Source organism: Neobacillus driksii (assembly GCF_013409995.1).
Taxonomy (GTDB): Bacteria; Bacillota; Bacilli; order Bacillales; family Cytobacillaceae; genus Neobacillus; species Neobacillus driksii.
This window is the reverse complement of sequence record NZ_JACCBX010000003.1, coordinates 554,740-573,690: the sequence shown is the minus strand read 5'-3', so window position 1 is coordinate 573,690 and position 18,951 is coordinate 554,740. Positions and strand designations below refer to the sequence as shown.

The window sequence follows — 18,951 nt, the reverse complement described above, 5'->3', positions numbered from 1 at the left end:
GGTGATTATTCATGGATGAGAGAATTATTTCTAGTGAAGCAGACCAGAGCGAAATCTCCTTAGAGCAAAGCCTCAGACCGCAAACGCTAAAACAATACATTGGTCAGGATCAAGTGAAAAAAAGTCTTGAGATTTTCATTGAAGCGGCAAGACTTCGCAAGGAAACATTGGACCATGTTCTTTTATATGGACCACCTGGGTTAGGAAAGACCACACTTGCTGTCATTATTGCCAATGAAATGGGTGTAAACATCCGTACCACCTCTGGTCCTGCTATTGAAAGACCGGGTGATTTAGCGGCAATTCTTACTGCACTTGAACCTGGTGACGTTTTATTTATTGATGAAATCCACCGGCTGCCTAGACAGATTGAAGAGGTTCTTTATCCGGCGATGGAGGATTTTTGTCTGGATATTGTTATTGGCAAAGGACCGAGTGCGCGTTCCGTGCGTCTGGACCTCCCGCCGTTTACGCTTGTTGGGGCAACGACGAGGGCAGGCTCTTTATCCGCTCCGCTTCGTGACAGATTTGGAGTTTTGAGTAGACTCGAGTATTATAAAGAAGACCAATTGAAAAATATCGTCCTCCGAACGGCAGATTTATTTGAAACAAAGATAGACGACCAATCTGCTGCTGAAATTGCCAGACGTGCTAGGGGAACCCCAAGGATCGCCAACCGTTTACTTCGCAGGGTAAGAGATTTTGCACAGGTAAAAGGTAATGGTGAAATTGATATAACTTTGGCTAGGGAGTCTTTGGAGCTCCTGCAGGTAGATAAACTTGGACTTGATCATATTGACCATAAGCTGTTAAAAGGAATTATTGAAAGATTCCGTGGCGGACCGGTGGGACTTGATACTATTGCGGCATCTATAGGAGAAGAATCAGAAACAATCGAAGATGTTTATGAACCGTATTTACTGCAAATTGGCTTTTTACAAAGAACACCAAGAGGAAGAGTGGTCACAGATTTAGTCTATCGCCACTTTGGCATGGAGCCGCCAAAACAGTAATTTATTGATAAGTAGGGATGTATTTTATGAAGGTAGATTTATTTGATTTTCATTTGCCTGAAGAGCTGATTGCTCAAGTTCCGCTTCAAAACCGGACGGATAGCAGATTAATGGTTGTGAATAAGGAAACAGGCGAATTAAAGCATGATATTTTTAAAAATATTAGTGAATACCTGCGTGAAGGGGATTGCCTTGTCTTAAACGATACAAAGGTACTTCCGGCACGCCTTTTTGGTGTGAAAAAGGATACAGGTGCGAAAATTGAAGTTTTACTATTGAAACAGCTGGAAGGCGATAAGTGGGAAACGCTTGTGAAGCCTGCAAAGCGTGTTAAAGAGGGAACTGAACTTGATTTTGGTGATGGACTGTTAACTGCAGTATGTACTGGAACCTCTGAGCATGGTGGAAGAGTATTGGAATTCAACTATGAGGGTATTTTTTATGAGCTGCTTGATCGATTAGGAGAAATGCCATTACCTCCTTATATTAAAGAGCAGCTTGACGACAGAGACAGGTATCAAACTGTATATGCCCGGGAGCCAGGATCAGCTGCAGCCCCAACCGCTGGGCTCCATTTTACGGAAGAGCTGCTGAATGAAGTTAGAGAAAAGGGTGTCCACGTAACGTTTATTACCCTTCATGTTGGGCTAGGAACGTTCAGGCCGGTTAGTGTGGATGATGTGTTAGAGCATGATATGCACGCGGAATTTTATATGATTACAGAAGGGACAGCCCGATTATTAAATGAAGTCCGACGTAATGGCGGCAGAATTATTACCGTTGGTACTACCTCAACTCGGACGCTTGAAACCATTGCTTCAGAGAACAATGGTACCTTCATTGAAAGCAGCGGCTGGACCAACATTTTCATTTATCCGGGTTACCAATTTAAGGCAATAGATGGAATGATTACGAACTTCCACCTGCCAAAATCCACTTTAATAATGCTTGTAAGTGCGTTAGCCGGAAGAGATAATATTTTGCATGCCTATAATACAGCTGTAAATGAGCGATATCGCTTTTTCAGCTTTGGGGACGCCATGCTCATCATCTAGGTTAATGTAACGGAAGGAGAAAGAGAATTTGACTGCGATTCGCTATGAATTTATAAAAACATGCAAACAAACAGGTGCCCGTTTAGGAAGAGTACATACGCCGCATGGCTCCTTTGACACACCTGCATTTATGCCGGTAGGAACTCTTGCTACTGTTAAAACGATGTCTCCTGAGGATTTAAAAGAGATGGGTGCTGGTATTATTTTAAGTAATACCTATCACTTATGGCTCCGTCCTGGAAATGAAATTATACGGGAGGCTGGCGGCCTGCATAAATTTATGAACTGGGACCGTGCTATTTTAACTGATTCTGGCGGGTTCCAGGTTTTCAGTTTGAGTGAGTTCCGTAAAATTGAGGAAGAGGGCGTTCATTTCCGTAACCATATGAGCGGTGAGAGATTATTTTTATCACCTGAAAAAGCAATGGAAATTCAAAATGACCTTGGCTCTGATATTATGATGGCATTTGATGAATGTCCACCATTCCCAGCAACATATGAATACATGCAAAAATCAGTAGAGAGAACTTCTCGTTGGGCAGAGCGTTGTTTAAATGCTCATCAAAGACCGAATGATCAAGGACTCTTTGGAATTGTTCAAGGTGGAGAGTATGAGGAGCTTCGGAAGCAGAGCGCCAAAGACTTAGTATCCCTTGATTTCCCTGGATATGCAGTGGGCGGACTTTCTGTGGGTGAGCCAAAGGACGTGATGAATCGCGTACTTGAATTCACCACACCATTATTACCGACAAACAAACCACGTTACCTGATGGGCGTTGGGTCACCGGATTCCTTAATTGATGGAGCGATTCGTGGGATTGATATGTTTGACTGCGTTCTGCCAACTCGAATTGCCAGAAATGGTACCTTGATGACCAGTACTGGTCGTCTCGTTGTGAAAAATGCGCAATTTGCTAAGGATTTCGGCCCGCTCGACCCAGATTGTGATTGCTACACATGCCGAAACTATAGCAGGGCATACATTCGTCACTTAATTAAATGTGATGAAACTTTTGGAATTAGATTAACTAGTTACCATAATCTCTATTTTCTGTTAAGATTAATGGAGAAGGTCAGACAAGCTATCCGTGAGGACCGGCTTGGTGATTTCCGAGAAGAGTTTTTTGAACGTTATGGTTTTAACAAACCGAACGCGAAAAATTTCTAATAGATGATTATTGAAAGGAGGGAAACAAATGCAAGGACTAGGTTCAATCATTCCATTAATATTAATGTTTGTATTATTTTATTTCCTACTAATTCGTCCGCAGCAAAAACGTACTAAAGCAGTTGCTCAAATGCAGAACGAATTGAAAAAAGGTGATAAAATTGTCACGATTGGCGGTTTACATGGATTTATCGATTCTATCGATGAAAACAAAGTCGTGATTAAATGTGGAGACGGCAGCCGTCTAACATATGACCGAAATGCAATTCGTGAAGTAACGGAATCTGCAAAAACTTCTACATCAGCTGAAGTTTCATTAGAAAAGTAAGAAAAAAGAAGGAAGCCAAAATACTCTGGCTTCCTTTTTCTATGCTGTTCTCGAATTGCTTGTTGCTATATTTACCCCTAGAATTCCACCCATCATGGCAATTAATGTATAGCAAACATGGTAAATGACTTGTTCAACGTCAAATAGACGATCGTAACCTAAATATTGCGATAAAAAGACAATCAGGCTATAAATTAAGCCAGTTAATCCCCCAATCAGCCAGCCCTTTTGTTTTCGCTTTCCACCGGATAAAAATCCTCCTCCAAACAGCCCAATAAAGGACACCGCTGTAATAACGTATTGAAGTGAGACTTCCCGTACAGAAGTGAATCTAAGAATTAATGCAAAAATCAAGCTGCTGACAATCGCAAATAAGAAGATGAAAATTAACCCGTACAAAATAGCTGTACCAAAGCTTTTTGATTCGATTTTACTCGCCCCCTTCAGTTTCACCCTAAGATAAACAGTTTCTTACCTAGTACAAGCATATTCCCCGTACGCCAAAAGTAGAATTAAATTTTTTACAGTTTTATTCTAAATTGGAATACAATTCCGTAATGATTTTGCCTTGTTTGCAAATAATAAATAGGGAAGAAAAAGGGGCGGAATGAAGTGGAAGTATATTTAACTATTGCCGTGCGTACAATACTTTTTTATGCATTAATCCTCTTAATATTTCGAGTAATGGGTAAAAGAGAAATTGGTGAATTAAGTATTCTTGACCTGGTAGTTTTTATCATGATTGGTGAATTGGCCGTTGCTTCCATCATCGAAATCACTAAACCTTGGATTTATACAGCACTTCCAATGGTATTTTTAATGATCATTCAATATTCTTTAGCTGTTGTATCATTAAAAAGTAAAAGATTCCGCGATCTTGTCGACGGGAAACCAACCATTATCATCAACAAGGGAAAAATTGATGAATCTGCAATGAGGAAGCAAAGATACAATTTTGATGATTTACTTACACAATTAAGGGAAAAGGATATCCGCAGTATTGCTGATGTTGAGTTTGCTATTTTGGAATCTTCGGGAAGCCTATCTGTCATTGAAAAAATGAGTAATCCTAATGGTGAACCGAAGGAAGGGGATATTACGATTCCATTAATTATTGATGGATCGATTGAGGAAGAAAATCTTAAGCGTATAAATAAAACCAATTTTTGGCTTCGTCAGGAATTAAAAAAATTAGGATACCGTGATTTACGGAAGATTTCATTTTGCAGTTATGAGAATGGTAAGTTTTTTGTCGACATAATGGATGAACAATAAGAAGACATGCAGGGCAAAACATGCGTGTCTTCTTATTGCTGTTAAACCGGGATTAGATTACGAATAATCGGTATCCTCTTGAGATCGTCTTTTTTAATTAAACCGCCGATTATTAGAAGAATAATGTAAGCAAGTGACATACCGCTGGCAGCGGACAAAACTCTAACCACTAAATGTTCACCTAGGAGAATATGCTCAAACAGCCAATAACCTAGGTAGGCAGAGATTGTCATGATGATGGCTCCTTTGACGTAATCCCGTATATAAAAACTAAACGATATTTTCTTCAATACGGTAGCAAAATGAAGTATGGTTACTAATACAAAACCAACGATGATTCCTAAGGCCACACCTGTAATACCAAAAGAAGGCTGTGAAGCAAGTAAGAAGATGACAGTTGTTTTTACAACGGCCCCAATTAAACTGTTTATCATGGCTGCTCTAGCCAAATTCAATGCCTGCAAAACAGCTTGGAGCGGACCTTGATAATAATAAAATAAAAAAAACGGAGCCATAAGACGAATAAAGTAGGCGCCTTTTGTGGAACCATACATGAGCTCCATTAGTGGATCTGCTAGAACATATAGAACAATAACGGATAAGCCTCCTGTTAAAAAGGCAAATCTTAATGCCTGCTGCAGCCGATGTTCTATCAATTTATGGTTCTTTTTTGAATTGGCTTCACTAATGGCAGGTACAAGAGATGTTGCTAGAGAATAAGTGATAAACGAAGGGAGCATTAATAAAGGCATCGCAAATCCTGTTAATGAACCGTATTGCTTCGTGGCTGCAACGGCGGCAACACCGGCAAGTGCTAAACTATGAGCAACTACAATAGGTTCGAAAAACCAGGATACCGACCCTATCATTCTGCTGCCCATTGTTGGTAAGGCGATTTCCATTAACTCTTTGAATGTCTTTTTCCCAGCATGAACAGATTTGAAAAAATTCTTCCTAACTCTAAAGCGTTTCTTTAATTTAAAGGTAGTCATTAAATAAAGTAAAGAAACAATTTCACCTATGATGGCCGCTACCATGGCCGCAGCTGCAGCATATTCAATACCATAAGGCAGGAAAGCTCTCGTCATAACGGCAATTAAAGTAATCCTCACCAGCTGTTCTAAAATTTGCGAAACAGCAGAAGGGCGCATGTTTTGTCTGCCCTGAAAATAACCTCTCAACACGGAAGAAACTGCAATAATAGGTACCACAGGTGCTATTGCGACTAAAGGATAATACGTTCTTGGATCGGTAAAGAGAGTGGTAGATAAAATAGGCGCTAACAAAATTAAAGCTGGGGTAAAAATCAATGATAACGAAATCGTTATTGCCAGAGAAACGACTAGAATTTTTTTAACTTCCTGATGGTTACCTTTTGCTTCAGCCTCGGCAATATTTTTTGATATGGCGACAGGCAGTCCCATTTGAGTTAAGGTCACAACAAGGATAAAGGTGGGATACGCCATCATATAGAGGCCGACACCTTCTTCACCAATACTTCTAGCTATGACAATTCTGTTAATAAATCCGAGTACCCTCGTAATTAATCCCGCTATTAATAGGATAAAGGTCCCTTTTAAAAACTTCGACATACTACTTCCCACCTTCTCAAAAAAGAAGAATTCATATACAATTAATCTATATGCATAAGGGTGGACAAAGCATGACAAGGTGTTTTGATTTTAAAGATAATGAAGAGGGATTTAGGGAGGCTACTCAGGTGGAGAAGAGTCATGCGTACAATCATTTTTTTAACGATGTAAAACCAGCATTAATCAGCAAATTGGAGGAATTTCGCTTACTTGGTTATCACGATGTATCAGATAGTGGACTTTGGGGATTTTTAACGAAAAAGAAATGGAAGAAGATCAAAGAGGATATAAGAATCTACGAGATTATTGATGATATCCTATCTGTAAAGGTCAGTGATTACATAAGCTTTACTACGATTGAGATTTATAAAAATAATGATTTTAATTTAGAAGATGAAGATGAATGGAAGGAATTACTAAAATAAATTGTTCTATTGTTTCTTTAGATAAAATTGACAGTATTTCTAAACTATCTCATAATAAAAGCATGATTTTTTTATATACAGGCTTTATGATTCAGTGCTTTGGCTAAGCCCTAAGGAGGACACAATACATAATGGTTAAGCGCAGTAGAATTATCGCCTTTCTGCTAGTAGTAATACTATTAGGAAGCACAATGGGAATTACCACTTCAGGTATTTTAAAGAACATTAAACTAGGTTTGGACCTTCAAGGCGGTTTCGAGGTTTTGTATGAGGTTTCTCCGGCGAAAAAGGGTCAAAAAATTGACAAAGACACCTTAGCCAGTACCGCTGAAGCCCTTGACAAGCGGATAAACGTTCTGGGGGTAAGCGAACCCAATATTCAAATTGAGGGAGAAAATCGGATTCGTGTTCAACTTGCAGGCGTAACCGATCAAAATGAAGCCCGGGAAATTTTGTCTACCCAAGCGAATCTTACTTTCCGTGACGCCAATGACCGCGTTATGATGGATGGTACCGATTTAGCTGAAGGCGGAGCAAAGCAGACTTTTGATGAAAATGGAGCGCCGAGTGTTTCATTAAAATTAAAGAGCGCTGAGAAGTTCAAAAATGTAACCGAAGAAATTGTCAAAATGGCTCCCAATAATGTGTTAGTCATTTGGCTTGATTTTGAGGAAGGAAAAGATTCCTTTAAGAATGAAATTACGAAAGAAAATCCGAAATTTTTATCAGCACCAACGGTTAAAGAGATTTTTAATCAAGATACAGTATCCATTGTAGGAAGTTTCACTGCAGAAGAAGCGCAAGAACTTTCTTCACTATTAAATGCCGGTGCACTTCCTGTAAAACTAAAAGAGGTATACTCTACTTCAGTTGGAGCTAAATTCGGTGAACAGGCATTAAATGAAACAATATTAGCAGGAATAATCGGGATTGCTATCATTTATTTATTCATGCTTGTTTACTATCGTTTTCCAGGGTTTATCGCTACCATTACTTTAACCGTTTATATCTATCTTGTTTTATTAATATTTGATTGGATGAATGGTGTTTTAACCTTACCGGGAATTGCCGCCCTTATTCTTGGGGTAGGTATGGCCGTTGATGCAAATATCATCACCTACGAACGAATTAGAGAAGAAATTAAGGTTGGTAAATCCATCAAATCAGCCTTCCAAGCTGGTAGTAAAGGTGCTTTTACCTCCATTCTTGACTCAAACTTAACAACGATTTTAACAGCAGCAGTTCTATTCTTCTATGGGACAAGCTCTATTAAAGGTTTTGCCACCATGCTATTGGTGAGTATTTTGTTAAGCTTTGTTACTGCTGTTTTTGGTTCGCGCCTATTATTAAGCTTATGGGTTAATAGCGGCTTCTTAAACAAAAAAGCCGGCTGGTTTGGTGTTAAAAAATCTGCTATTAAGGATATTGCTGAAAATTACGATACACTAGATTTGCCAACTAGATGGGATCGATTTGATTTTGTAAAGGTTAGAAAATTGTTCTTCATCCTTTCCGGGGTACTTATCACTCTAGGCTTGGTTCTAATCCTTATTTTCCGTCTAAATCTGTCCATCGATTTTTCAAATGGTACACGGGTTGAGGTATTATCTGACAAACCGTTGACTACAGAACGGGTTGAAGCTGCCTTTGACAAGCTTAATCTCGAAACAGATGACATTACGCTTTCGGGTGATAACAATGAAGTTGCTTCTGCTCGATTGAAAGACGTATTATCGAAGGATGAAATTGCTAATCTGAAATCATCATTCCATGATGAATTTGGCACTGACCCAAGTGTAAGCACTGTTTCTCCAACGGTCGGTAAAGAACTGGCAAAAAATGGAGTTATCGCTCTCGTTATTGCGTCAATCGGAATTATTATCTATGTAACAGTCCGTTTTGAATTTGCAATGGCAGTGGCGGCAATTGCTTCATTGCTTCACGATGCCTTCTTCATGGTTGCCTTTTTCAGTATTACACGCTTAGAAGTTGACCTAACCTTTATTGCTGCAGTCCTAACCATTGTAGGTTACTCAATCAATGATACGATTGTTACCTTCGATAGAATGCGTGAAAACTTGACGAAGAAGAAACGACTTAGAACTTTTGAAGATATTGCGGATGTAGTAAATGTAAGTGTTCGCCAAACATTAACTCGTTCTGTTAATACAGTCTTAACAGTACTAATAACCGTTGTTGCGATGATATTCTTTGGAAGTGAATCAATCCGAAACTTCAATATCGCATTACTAGTTGGATTAATCACAGGGGTATACTCATCTATCTTTATTGCAACCAACGTTTGGGTAGTTCTTAAAGCGAGAGAACTTAAGAAGAAGGGTACTATAAAGACAGTAAAAGAAAAAAGAAAATACTCTGATGAGCCTCAAGTATAAACAAATGTTAAAACCGCAGTCACTCTGCGGTTTTTTCTATTCCAGATTTACGTTGAAAGGACATGTTTACTCCTGTATAATAGATTAGTCTGAGGGGTGAACGCATGTTAAAGTCGAAAACTAGATGGGTTGTTCGTAAATCTGATCAACAACTAGTAGAAACTCTCGTAAACGAATTGAAAATTACACCACTTGTTGCGTCGCTGCTTATCAACCGCGGATTAAATACCGTTGATTCTGCACGGTATTTTTTATTTGGAAAAGAGCAATTTCATGATCCCTTTTTATTAAAAGGAATGGATATTGCTGTAAACAGAATTCGGGAAGCTATTGAACGCCAAGAACCTATATTAATATTTGGTGATTATGATGCAGATGGTGTGAGCAGTACAACCGTATTAATGCTCACCCTTAGAGATTTGGGGGCAAATGTCCAATTCTATATTCCGAATCGTTTTACGGAAGGTTACGGACCGAATGAAACAGCCTTTCGTCGTGCATCTGAAAATGGAATCAAGTTAATTATTACTGTAGATACAGGCATCTCGGCAATACACGAAGCAGCAGTTGCGAAAGAACTCGGTCTTGATTTAATTATTACAGACCACCATGAGCCTGGTCCCGTTTTACCTGAGGCATTGGCTATTATTCATCCAAAACTTCCGGATAGTGTCTACCCTTTTCGTGAGCTCGCTGGAGTAGGTGTGGCCTTTAAAGTAGCCCATGCGCTCTATGGTGAAGTTCCAGAGCAATTGCTAGAAATTGCTGTTATTGGCACCATTGCGGATTTAGTTTCGTTAAAAGATGAAAATCGCCTCATTGCCAAAAAAGGTTTGGAAAAACTTAAAGTTACCAAGAATAAAGGTCTAAAAGCGATATTAAAAGTTGCAGGTGCAGACCAGCAAAACATTAACGAGGAAACCATCGGCTTTTTACTGGCGCCAAGAATTAATGCTGTCGGCAGACTGGAAAATGCCGATATGGCTGTGGAACTTTTGCTTACGGATGATCCATTCGAAGCGGAAGCTTTAGCACAAGAAATGGATGAATTAAATAAGACGAGACAATCTATTGTCAATTCTATTACGACAGAAGCGATTGAAGAGGTTGAGAGAAATTATCCTATTGATTCAAATTCAGTACTTGTTATTGGTAAAGAAGGCTGGAATGCTGGTGTAATTGGCATCGTTGCGTCTAGATTAGTGGAAAAGTTTTACCGGCCGACAATCGTTTTAAGTTTTGACAAGGAAAAGGGCTTGGCAAAGGGGTCTGCTCGAAGTATTGCAGGTTTTGATTTGTTTAAAAATCTATCGGAATGCCGGGATATTTTGCCGCATTTTGGCGGCCATCCAATGGCAGCTGGAATGACATTAAAGCTAGAAGATGTTTCTGATCTCCGTCAAAGGTTAAATAATCTGGCGAATGAGCTGTTAACCAAAGATGATTTTATCCCCATTACAACACTTGACCATCAAATTAAGGTGGATGAAATCAATTTATCCGCACTGGGTGAACTAAATCTTCTTGCTCCATTTGGAATGGACAACCCTAAGCCAAAGGTGTTAATCAGTAATGTTCAAATATCGACAATGAGAAAAATTGGTTCAGAACAAAATCACTTGAAAGTAATGGTGCATGATAACGGTACGAATTTAGATGGAATCGGCTTTGGATTAGGACCGTTAGTTGACCATATTTCACCAGCTTCAAAAATTTCGATAATTGGTGAATTAGCAGTCAATGAGTGGAATAATATCCGTAAACCACAAATTTTTATCCAGGATGTTTCGGTTGAAACATGGCAATTATTTGATCATCGTGGGGTAAAGCGGATAAACTCAATGGTTAAAACGATTCCCAATGAAAAGCGAAACTATATTATCTTTAACAAAGAACAGCTTGATAAAATGGACCCTGCTTTGACGAGTGAGGTAATCTTTATTAAAGATGAAGCTGAGGCTAAAGGCTTCGACTCTCATCAGGCTAATGTGGTACTCGTTGACCTGCCGCCATCAAAGGAACTACTTCATCATCTATTTAAAGGGAAACGTCCTGCTCGAATCTATGCGTATTTTCATAAAGAAAACAGTGATTTTTTTAGTACCATTCCTACGAGAGACCACTTTAAATGGTTCTATGGATTTTTATTAAAAAAAGGTCCAATTGATATCGGTCGTTATGGGGATGATATTGCGAAGCACCGTGGCTGGTCAACGGAAACGATAACTTTCATGTCAAAAGTGTTTTCTGAATTAGATTTTGTTACAATAAACAATGGATTTATTACTTTGAATAAACAATCACAAAAGCGTGACCTTACTGATTCCATCACCTATCAAACGAAACAGGCTCAATATGAACTTGAAAGAGATTTATTATTTTCATCCTTTCAGCAATTAAAGAGCTGGTTTGACCAGGTTATAGAGGAATCAGTTACAATTGAGGAGGCAATTACCTAATGGATTTAAAGCAATTTATCGCAATCGTACCAGATTACCCAAAACCAGGAATTACATTTAAGGATATCACTCCATTAATGAACAACGGAGAAGCGTATAAGTATGCAACGGATCAAATTGTTTCTTATGCGAAAGATAAACAAATTGATTTAATTGTTGGTCCTGAGGCAAGAGGATTTATTATTGGCTGCCCAGTAGCCTATTCTCTTGGAATTGGCTTTGCTCCTGTTCGTAAGGAAGGTAAACTACCGCGTGAGACGGTTAAAGTAAGCTATGGATTAGAATATGGAAGTGATGTCCTTACGATTCATAAGGATGCCATACAACCAGGACAACGAGTTCTGATAACAGATGACTTATTAGCCACTGGCGGAACAATTGATGCAACGATTCAATTAGTTGAACAGCTTGGCGGAGTGGTTGCTGGAATTGCTTTTCTAGTTGAATTAACGTACCTTGAAGGACGTAAGAAACTCGAAGGCTACGACATCATGACATTGATGAATTATTAATAGTATTGAGGGCACTCGTAATTGAGTGCTCTCTTGTTATAAGAAGAGAGCTATTTTTTGAAAATGAATTAGCTATATTTCGACACTTTTTTCGCAAAAAACAGTATAATAATATCTATCCCTTTACATCTGAGCTTTTTTTTTCGATAATAGTAACATTCATTAGTAACTAGTTTAGATATAGATACATTTAATAATAAAAAAAATGAGACGAAAAATAAGGTGATCTTTTATGGCGAACGATCAAGTGTTAACCGCCGAACAAGTCATCGACAAGACGAGGGCCTATTTAAACGAAGAGCATTGTGAATTTGTAAAAAGAGCCTACGAATTCGCAAAACATTCTCATCGTGAACAATATAGAAAATCAGGAGAGCCTTACATTATTCATCCGATTCAAGTTGCTGGAATTCTGGCGGATTTGGAGATGGATCCTGCAACGGTTGCCGCTGGTTTTCTCCATGATGTCGTTGAAGACACGGATGTTACATTAAAGGACATCGAGACGGAATTTAATGACGAAGTGGCCATGCTTGTCGACGGGGTTACGAAATTAGGAAAAATTAAATATAAATCACACGAGGAACAGCAGGCAGAGAACCACAGAAAAATGTTCGTTGCTATGGCTCAGGATATCCGCGTTATTTTGATTAAGCTTGCCGATCGTTTGCATAATATGAGGACGCTTAAGCATCTTCCTGTTGAGAAGCAGCGCCGGATTTCAAACGAAACACTTGAAATCTTTGCACCTTTGGCCCATCGTCTTGGTATTTCTAAGATTAAGTGGGAGCTGGAAGATACTGCATTAAGATACTTAAACCCACAGCAATATTATCGTATTGTGAACCTGATGAAAAAGAAGCGTGCAGAACGGGAGCAATACTTAGTCGATGTAATGGACGAGGTTCGTGACAGAATGAAAGAAGTGTCCATTAATGCGGAACTTAATGGAAGACCTAAACATATCTATAGCATTTACCGAAAAATGGTGCAGCAAAATAAACAGTTTAGTGAAATCTATGATTTACTTGCCGTTCGAATAGTAGTAAATAGTATTAAGGATTGCTACGCTGTTCTAGGAATCATCCATACGTGCTGGAAGCCTATGCCAGGGCGTTTTAAGGACTATATTGCGATGCCTAAGCCGAATATGTATCAATCTCTTCATACAACGGTCATTGGTCCTAAGGGTGACCCGCTGGAGGTTCAAATTCGGACATCAGAAATGCACCGGATTGCAGAATTTGGTATTGCGGCCCATTGGGCGTATAAAGAAGGGAAAGCACTCGCTGATACAACTTCTTACGAACAAAAATTAACCTGGTTTAGAGAAATCCTGGAATTCCAAAATGATACTGCGAATGCAGAGGAGTTTATGGAATCACTAAAAATCGATTTATTCTCTGATATGGTTTTTGTGTTTACACCAAAAGGCGATGTTATTGAATTGCCGTCCGGTTCTGTTCCAATTGATTTTGCTTACCGAATTCATTCTGAAATCGGGAATAAAACAATTGGCGCGAAAGTAAACGGTAAAATGGTTACGCTGGATTATCGACTGAAGACTGGTGACATCATTGAAATTCTTACATCAAAGCATTCTTATGGTCCTAGTCAAGACTGGTTGAAGCTAGCCCAAACCTCACAGGCTAAGAACAAAATACGTGCCTTTTTTAAGAAACAGCGCCGTGATGAAAATGTCGATAAAGGCAGAGAGCTCGTAGAAAAAGAAATCCGTGCAATGGAATTTGATTTAAAAGAGATCTTAACGGCTGATAATTTGAAAAAGGTAGCTGAAAAGTTTAATTTTGCCAATGAAGACGATATGTATGCAGCGGTAGGCTATAATGGGGTAACGGCACTGCAGGTAGCCAATCGGTTAACCGAGAAATGGCGTAAAAAACGGGATCAAGAGCAATCCGCTACGATCACAAATGCTATTTCTGATATGAAGGCATTCCCTTCTACGAAAAAACGAGAGTCTGGTGTTCGTGTTGCCGGTATCGATAATTTATTAATCCGCTTATCTCGATGCTGTAATCCTGTCCCAGGTGATGAAATTGTTGGTTTTATTACAAAAGGACGCGGTGTTTCGGTTCACCGTGCTGATTGTACAAATATTGACTCAAATGATGCACAAACCAGGTTAATTCCTGTTGAGTGGGAATCCTCTTTAAATGACCGGAAAGAATATAATGTAGACATTGAGATTAGTGGTTACGACCGCCGTGGTTTACTAAATGAGGTTCTGCAGGCAGTAAATGAAACAAAAACCAATATTTCGGCTGTTTCTGGTCGATCTGATCGTAATAAAATGGCGACAATCATTATGTCTATTGCTATTCACAATGTGAGCCATTTACACAAAGTGGTTGATCGGATTAAACAGATACCAGATATTTATTCGGTTCGCCGGATTATGAATTAGGGAGTTTACTAAAAATGCGAGTTGTTGTACAGCGCAGTAAAAAGGCAAAGGTGACCGTTAACGAAGAAGTAACGGGACAAATTTCAAAAGGTCTGGTCCTTCTTGTAGGGGTAACACATCAGGATACAGAAGAAGACGCAGCTTTTTTAGCAGATAAAATAGCAAATCTACGGATATTTGAAGATGATGCTGGGAAGATGAATTTATCCTTATTAGATGTTGGCGGTGAAATTCTTTCTGTCTCTCAATTTACCTTGTATGGTGATTGCCGTAAAGGAAGAAGACCTAATTTTATGGAAGCTGCTAGACCAGAACAGGCAAACCAGCTTTATGAAGGATTCAATGGATTATTACGCGAAAAAGGTATCAAGGTTGAAACAGGTATCTTTGGGGCGATGATGGACGTCGAATTAATTAATGATGGTCCTGTTACACTAATTGTAGAGAGCAAAAGTTAAAAAATGCTTGGCACTTTTATAGCTGCCAAGCATTTTTTTGATCTAGCGCAAGCAGCCTAGGAAAAATTGAACTGCATTTTTCACTAGGGCTGAAGCTACTCTATTGTTCCTTAAAATAGCGGGCAAGTCCGTTATACAAACCTGTTGCTGCATTTTCTTGGAATTGCCCTGAAGTTAGGGTCATTTCCTCTGCTGAATTACTTAGGTACCCCAATTCCATGAGTACTGCTTGCCTTGTATTCTCGCGAATGACATGGTAGTCACCAGAACGGACACCGCGGCCTTTTAACCTGGTTTCTGCATTGGTTGAATTATAAACATATTCGGCGAGTCTCTTTTGATAATCATGATAGTAATAGCCTGTTGTCCCCCGGACGGATCGATCTAGATTACTATCATAATGCAGGCTAATAAACGCATCTGATTGATGAACACTTGCCATTCTTACTCGCGATGGCAGTGGAAGGTATGAATCGTTGCTTCTTGTAAGAAAAACATTGGCTCCAGCAGCTTTTAACTTATCCGATAGTAGCTTCGCAGTACGCAGTGTTAATTGTTTTTCAAGTGTTCCTCCTGCGCCAGTAGCCCCAGTATCAATTCCACCATGCCCAGGGTCAATCACAATGGTTCTGGAACTTAAATAAGCCTCTGCCCCTTGTTTATCAATTCCAGGTCCAGTTCCATTGGTTGTTACGAGCCAGCCTGCAATATATCCATTTGTTCCGTTCGGTAATGTAATTTCGTACCAATCATTTTCAACACTGCTTATTGGAAAGGACTCTCCTTCATTGGCACGTTGAAGCACATTTGATTGGACAGTAGGGTCTTTCCTAATATTTGTTCCATTATGTAGTATGGTAACTTTGCTGTCTTTAGCAAGTTGGGTAGTGTTTGCTTTATCCTTGTTGAAATACCAGCCTGCTGCCCAGCCTGTTTTTCCAGGTTTAAATTCAATTTTGTACCAATTATTTTTTTCTTCCAGAATGGTAAATTTCTGTCCCTGTGTAATGGATCCAATAATGTCCGAGTTTAAGGAAGAATCGCTGCGGACACTAAGTGTGCTAGCAGTTACTGTCCCCATTGTTTCATTAGTAGGATTGGTTTGCTTATTGTCGTTTCCGAATTGAACGTAATCAGCACTAACCCATGCCCTTTGGTTTTCGTACTTTATTTCTATCCAATTATTCTTTTTTGAATAAATCGTAATAGAAGTCCCTTTTGATAGTTTCCCGATCACCCGACCTGTAGAAGAAGGTTCATTTCGGACATTCAATGTATCTGTTACCTTACCTGCACCAATTGATTTATTATTATTTTCTTCTTTGGAAGTATTAGTAGACCTATTGTTGAAATCAAGATATTCTCGCGCAACCCAGCCTTCCCCGAAGCTTGCAGAGATTTTTACCCAGTTTTCATTATCATCTATAACGCTAACAGCTTGTCCTTTATTTAAATATCCGATGATACGGAAACTAGTTCCCGGTCCGGAACGGACACGTAATTGATTGGTGTTTGCTTCAGCAGTCGACTTATTTGAGTTGCTAGAACCAGTTGTCGTTGTTCCGTTTGTAGTTTTGGAGACAACCCAATTGGCTACCCAGCCTGTTTTCGTAGTGGAAATCTGAATTTGAATCCAATCGCCTTGCTCTTTTATAATAGTGAATTTTTCTCCCTTTTTTGCTTGTTTCACAAGCTGGTAGCTTAAGCCTGGGCCATTGCGGACATTAACCGTATTTTCTGCTATAGTGACCGTACCGTTTGCTGCCAAACTTATATCTAACGGAAGGAAAACTCCGAAGAAGACTGTGAAACATACTAACGAACGTATAAATCTCTTTAACATTCTCTCTCTCCCTTCACAATATCTTTCATTTTATCGTAAAAGGGCATGGAATTCATTCCTTAATTGTTAAATATCTACTATTTTGAAATTTTCTATCACATGTAAGTTTTTAGGATGGTTGGAAATAATAAGAACTATAGTGAGGATACGAGGTGATAGGTGATGAGATCGAGCGATAAAGCAAATAGCATCCAATCAATGGACAGCAGGCTGTTTGGTGTGGATTTTCATGATTTTATTCAAAGTGAGCAGCATAATACTACGTTTGAGCTTGCCTCCGAATTTGGACTTACGATCGGCGATGTTAGAAAGTTGAAAAAACATTTGGAAAGATCCTAAATCCTTCTTGACATTGGATTCAATGCTCCGTAATATTATATAAATAAAAACACATGGAAATAACCAATGATGGAGCATAGTAGTTAAGCTAAAACATGAAAAGAGAGGAAATGCCCTGGCTGAAAGCATTTCTACATGATTCTTAATGAATGAACACTCCGAAGGCTTCTCTCTGAAAAAGGTATTTCACCTTTAGTAGGAGAAGAACGTGAGCAGGCGTTAACTGTAAAAGAGGAAGTGCATGATCGTTTATGCCTTCAACTAGGGTGGCACCGCGGGATTATAACTCTCGTCCCTTGTATTTATACAAGGGACGGGAGTTTTTTTGTTTTTTATAGAAATTTTTTACATAAAACAGTAATGGTAAGGAGGAATTCTGCTATGTCGATTAGCATTCCAAGAGGCACGCAGGACATTCTGCCTGGAGAGGTAGAAAAATGGCAGCTGATTGAAGCAAAAGCGAGAGAGCTTTGTGAAAAATATCAATATCAAGAAATCCGCACTCCAATCTTCGAACAAACAGATTTATTTGCTCGTGGTGTCGGCGATACCACTGATATTGTCCAGAAGGAAATGTACACATTCGATGATCGTGGCGGCCGCAGCCTCACACTAAGACCAGAAGGTACGGCAGCCGTAGTAAGGTCGTTTGTTGAGAAAAAGATGTTTGGTTATCCAAATCAACCGGTTAAGCTTTATTATATGGGACCGATGTTCCGCTACGAACGTCCGCAAGCAGGACGTTTCCGTCAATTTGTTCAATTTGGCATCGAAGCATTGGGAAGTAACGACCCAGCAATTGATGCAGAGGTTATTTCTCTTGCAATGAACCTATACAAGGAAATGGGCTTGAAAAAGCTAAAGCTTGTAATCAATAGTCTTGGAGATAAGGAGTCTAGAACCGCTCACCGCAACGCTTTAGTCAATCATTTTCAGCCAAGAATCGGAGAGTTTTGTCAAGACTGCCAAAACCGTCTTGAAAAAAATCCATTGAGAATTCTCGATTGTAAGCAGGATCACAATCACGAATTAATGAAAACTGCGCCATCGATTATCGATTATCTAAATGATGATTCTAAGGCTTATTTTGAAAAATTACAGCAGTATTTAACACAGTTAGAAATTGAGTTTGTGGTCGATCCGAATCTAGTACGCGGGTTGGATTATTATAATCACACGGCTTTTGAAATTATGAGCGATGCCGAGGGCTTTGGAGCGATTACTACATTATGCGGCGGCGGTCGTTATAACGGTTTAGCCGAAGAAATGGGCGGCCCAGAAACTCCGGGAATTGGTTTTGCGATGAGTATTGAACGCTTTATTGCCGCACTCAAGGCTGAAGGAATTGAGCTCGAAATCAATCAAGGCATTGATTGTTATCTAGCTGCGTTAGGTGAGGAAGCAAAGGACTATACAGTAGGACTGCTTCAGAAACTTCGACTTGCTGGTGTTTCTTGTGAGCGAGACTATTTAAACCGAAAAATTAAAGCACAATTTAAAGCCGCTGACCGTCTAAACGCAAAATATGTTGCCGTTCTAGGTGACGAAGAGCTTGCGAATAATAAAATTAATCTAAAGAATATGGCTACTGGTGAGCAAGTGGAAATAGATTTAACACAGTTTGTAAAATATTTTCAAGAATTAAAGAGATAAAAGGAGA

16 protein-coding genes and 1 other annotated feature are annotated in these 18,951 nt (G+C 39.3%); of the genes, 13 read left to right on the top strand and 3 right to left on the bottom strand.

Annotated features, from left to right (window positions below):
- Positions 1 to 11: 11 nt before the first annotated feature.
- The 4 genes from ruvB to yajC are packed head-to-tail and all read left to right on the top strand — an operon-like array spanning position 12 to position 3,564.
- Positions 12 to 1,013 (top strand): Holliday junction branch migration DNA helicase RuvB, encoded by a 1,002-nt coding sequence (ruvB, locus tag F4694_RS09220; protein WP_179597053.1) that lies wholly within the window; start codon positions 12 to 14, stop codon positions 1,011 to 1,013.
- Between the two features lie 26 nt (positions 1,014 to 1,039).
- Positions 1,040 to 2,068: a tRNA preQ1(34) S-adenosylmethionine ribosyltransferase-isomerase QueA gene (queA, locus tag F4694_RS09215; protein WP_179597051.1), complete on the top strand. Its 1,029-nt coding sequence runs from the start codon at positions 1,040 to 1,042 to the stop codon at positions 2,066 to 2,068.
- Between the two features lie 28 nt (positions 2,069 to 2,096).
- The gene (gene tgt, locus F4694_RS09210) at positions 2,097 to 3,236 is read left to right on the top strand and encodes a tRNA guanosine(34) transglycosylase Tgt (protein WP_179597049.1); all 1,140 of its coding nucleotides are present in this window, start codon (positions 2,097 to 2,099) and stop codon (positions 3,234 to 3,236) included.
- Between the two features lie 28 nt (positions 3,237 to 3,264).
- Entirely contained in the window at positions 3,265 to 3,564 is a 300-nt protein-coding gene (yajC, locus tag F4694_RS09205; protein WP_179597047.1) for a preprotein translocase subunit YajC, read from the top strand.
- Between the two features lie 39 nt (positions 3,565 to 3,603).
- Here the strand turns inward: yajC and F4694_RS09200 are convergent, their stop codons facing one another.
- Positions 3,604 to 4,017, bottom strand: coding sequence for a TIGR04086 family membrane protein (locus F4694_RS09200; RefSeq protein WP_307309502.1), 414 nt, complete (start codon positions 4,015 to 4,017; stop codon positions 3,604 to 3,606).
- Between the two features lie 159 nt (positions 4,018 to 4,176).
- Between F4694_RS09200 and F4694_RS09195 the strand changes: the two genes are divergently transcribed.
- Complete coding sequence (locus tag F4694_RS09195) at positions 4,177 to 4,839, top strand: DUF421 domain-containing protein (RefSeq protein ID WP_179597045.1); 663 nt, start codon at positions 4,177 to 4,179, stop codon at positions 4,837 to 4,839.
- A 41-nt stretch (positions 4,840 to 4,880) separates the two neighbouring features.
- On the opposite strand, the gene spoVB is transcribed toward F4694_RS09195, so the two are convergent.
- Positions 4,881 to 6,431 (bottom strand): stage V sporulation protein B, encoded by a 1,551-nt coding sequence (spoVB, locus tag F4694_RS09190; RefSeq protein ID WP_179597043.1) that lies wholly within the window; start codon positions 6,429 to 6,431, stop codon positions 4,881 to 4,883.
- 71 nt (positions 6,432 to 6,502) lie between these two features.
- Here spoVB and F4694_RS09185 point away from each other — a divergent pair, with 71 nt between their 5' ends.
- The 6 genes from F4694_RS09185 (at position 6,503) to dtd (ending at position 15,109) form a co-directional block, all read left to right on the top strand.
- On the top strand, positions 6,503 to 6,856 hold the full coding sequence (locus tag F4694_RS09185; protein ID WP_218895571.1) for a post-transcriptional regulator: 354 nt from the start codon (positions 6,503 to 6,505) through the stop codon (positions 6,854 to 6,856).
- Positions 6,857 to 6,987: 131 nt separating this feature from the next.
- Positions 6,988 to 9,252: a protein translocase subunit SecDF gene (gene secDF, locus F4694_RS09180; protein ID WP_179597041.1), complete on the top strand. Its 2,265-nt coding sequence runs from the start codon at positions 6,988 to 6,990 to the stop codon at positions 9,250 to 9,252.
- A 104-nt stretch (positions 9,253 to 9,356) separates the two neighbouring features.
- On the top strand, positions 9,357 to 11,711 hold the full coding sequence (gene recJ, locus F4694_RS09175; RefSeq protein ID WP_179597039.1) for a single-stranded-DNA-specific exonuclease RecJ: 2,355 nt from the start codon (positions 9,357 to 9,359) through the stop codon (positions 11,709 to 11,711).
- Positions 11,711 to 12,223, top strand: a complete 513-nt coding sequence (locus F4694_RS09170) for an adenine phosphoribosyltransferase (protein WP_179597037.1) — start codon at positions 11,711 to 11,713, stop codon at positions 12,221 to 12,223. Before recJ ends, F4694_RS09170 begins: the two co-directional genes overlap by 1 nt.
- A 232-nt stretch (positions 12,224 to 12,455) precedes the next feature.
- Complete coding sequence (locus F4694_RS09165; RefSeq protein WP_179597035.1) at positions 12,456 to 14,651, top strand: RelA/SpoT family protein; 2,196 nt, start codon at positions 12,456 to 12,458, stop codon at positions 14,649 to 14,651.
- Between the two features lie 14 nt (positions 14,652 to 14,665).
- A complete protein-coding gene (gene dtd / locus F4694_RS09160; RefSeq protein ID WP_179597033.1) occupies positions 14,666 to 15,109 on the top strand; it encodes a D-aminoacyl-tRNA deacylase in 444 nt (147 codons plus the stop codon).
- Between the two features lie 100 nt (positions 15,110 to 15,209).
- On the opposite strand, the gene F4694_RS09155 is transcribed toward dtd, so the two are convergent.
- Positions 15,210 to 16,952, bottom strand: coding sequence for an SH3 domain-containing protein (locus F4694_RS09155; RefSeq protein ID WP_179597031.1), 1,743 nt, complete (start codon positions 16,950 to 16,952; stop codon positions 15,210 to 15,212).
- A 162-nt stretch (positions 16,953 to 17,114) separates the two neighbouring features.
- Here F4694_RS09155 and F4694_RS09150 point away from each other — a divergent pair, with 162 nt between their 5' ends.
- The gene (locus F4694_RS09150) at positions 17,115 to 17,291 is read left to right on the top strand and encodes a hypothetical protein (RefSeq protein WP_179597029.1); all 177 of its coding nucleotides are present in this window, start codon (positions 17,115 to 17,117) and stop codon (positions 17,289 to 17,291) included.
- Between the two features lie 57 nt (positions 17,292 to 17,348).
- Positions 17,349 to 17,591, top strand: a binding site (T-box leader).
- 81 nt (positions 17,592 to 17,672) lie between these two features.
- On the top strand, positions 17,673 to 18,944 hold the full coding sequence (gene hisS / locus F4694_RS09145; protein WP_179597027.1) for a histidine--tRNA ligase: 1,272 nt from the start codon (positions 17,673 to 17,675) through the stop codon (positions 18,942 to 18,944).
- Positions 18,945 to 18,951 lie beyond the last annotated feature (7 nt).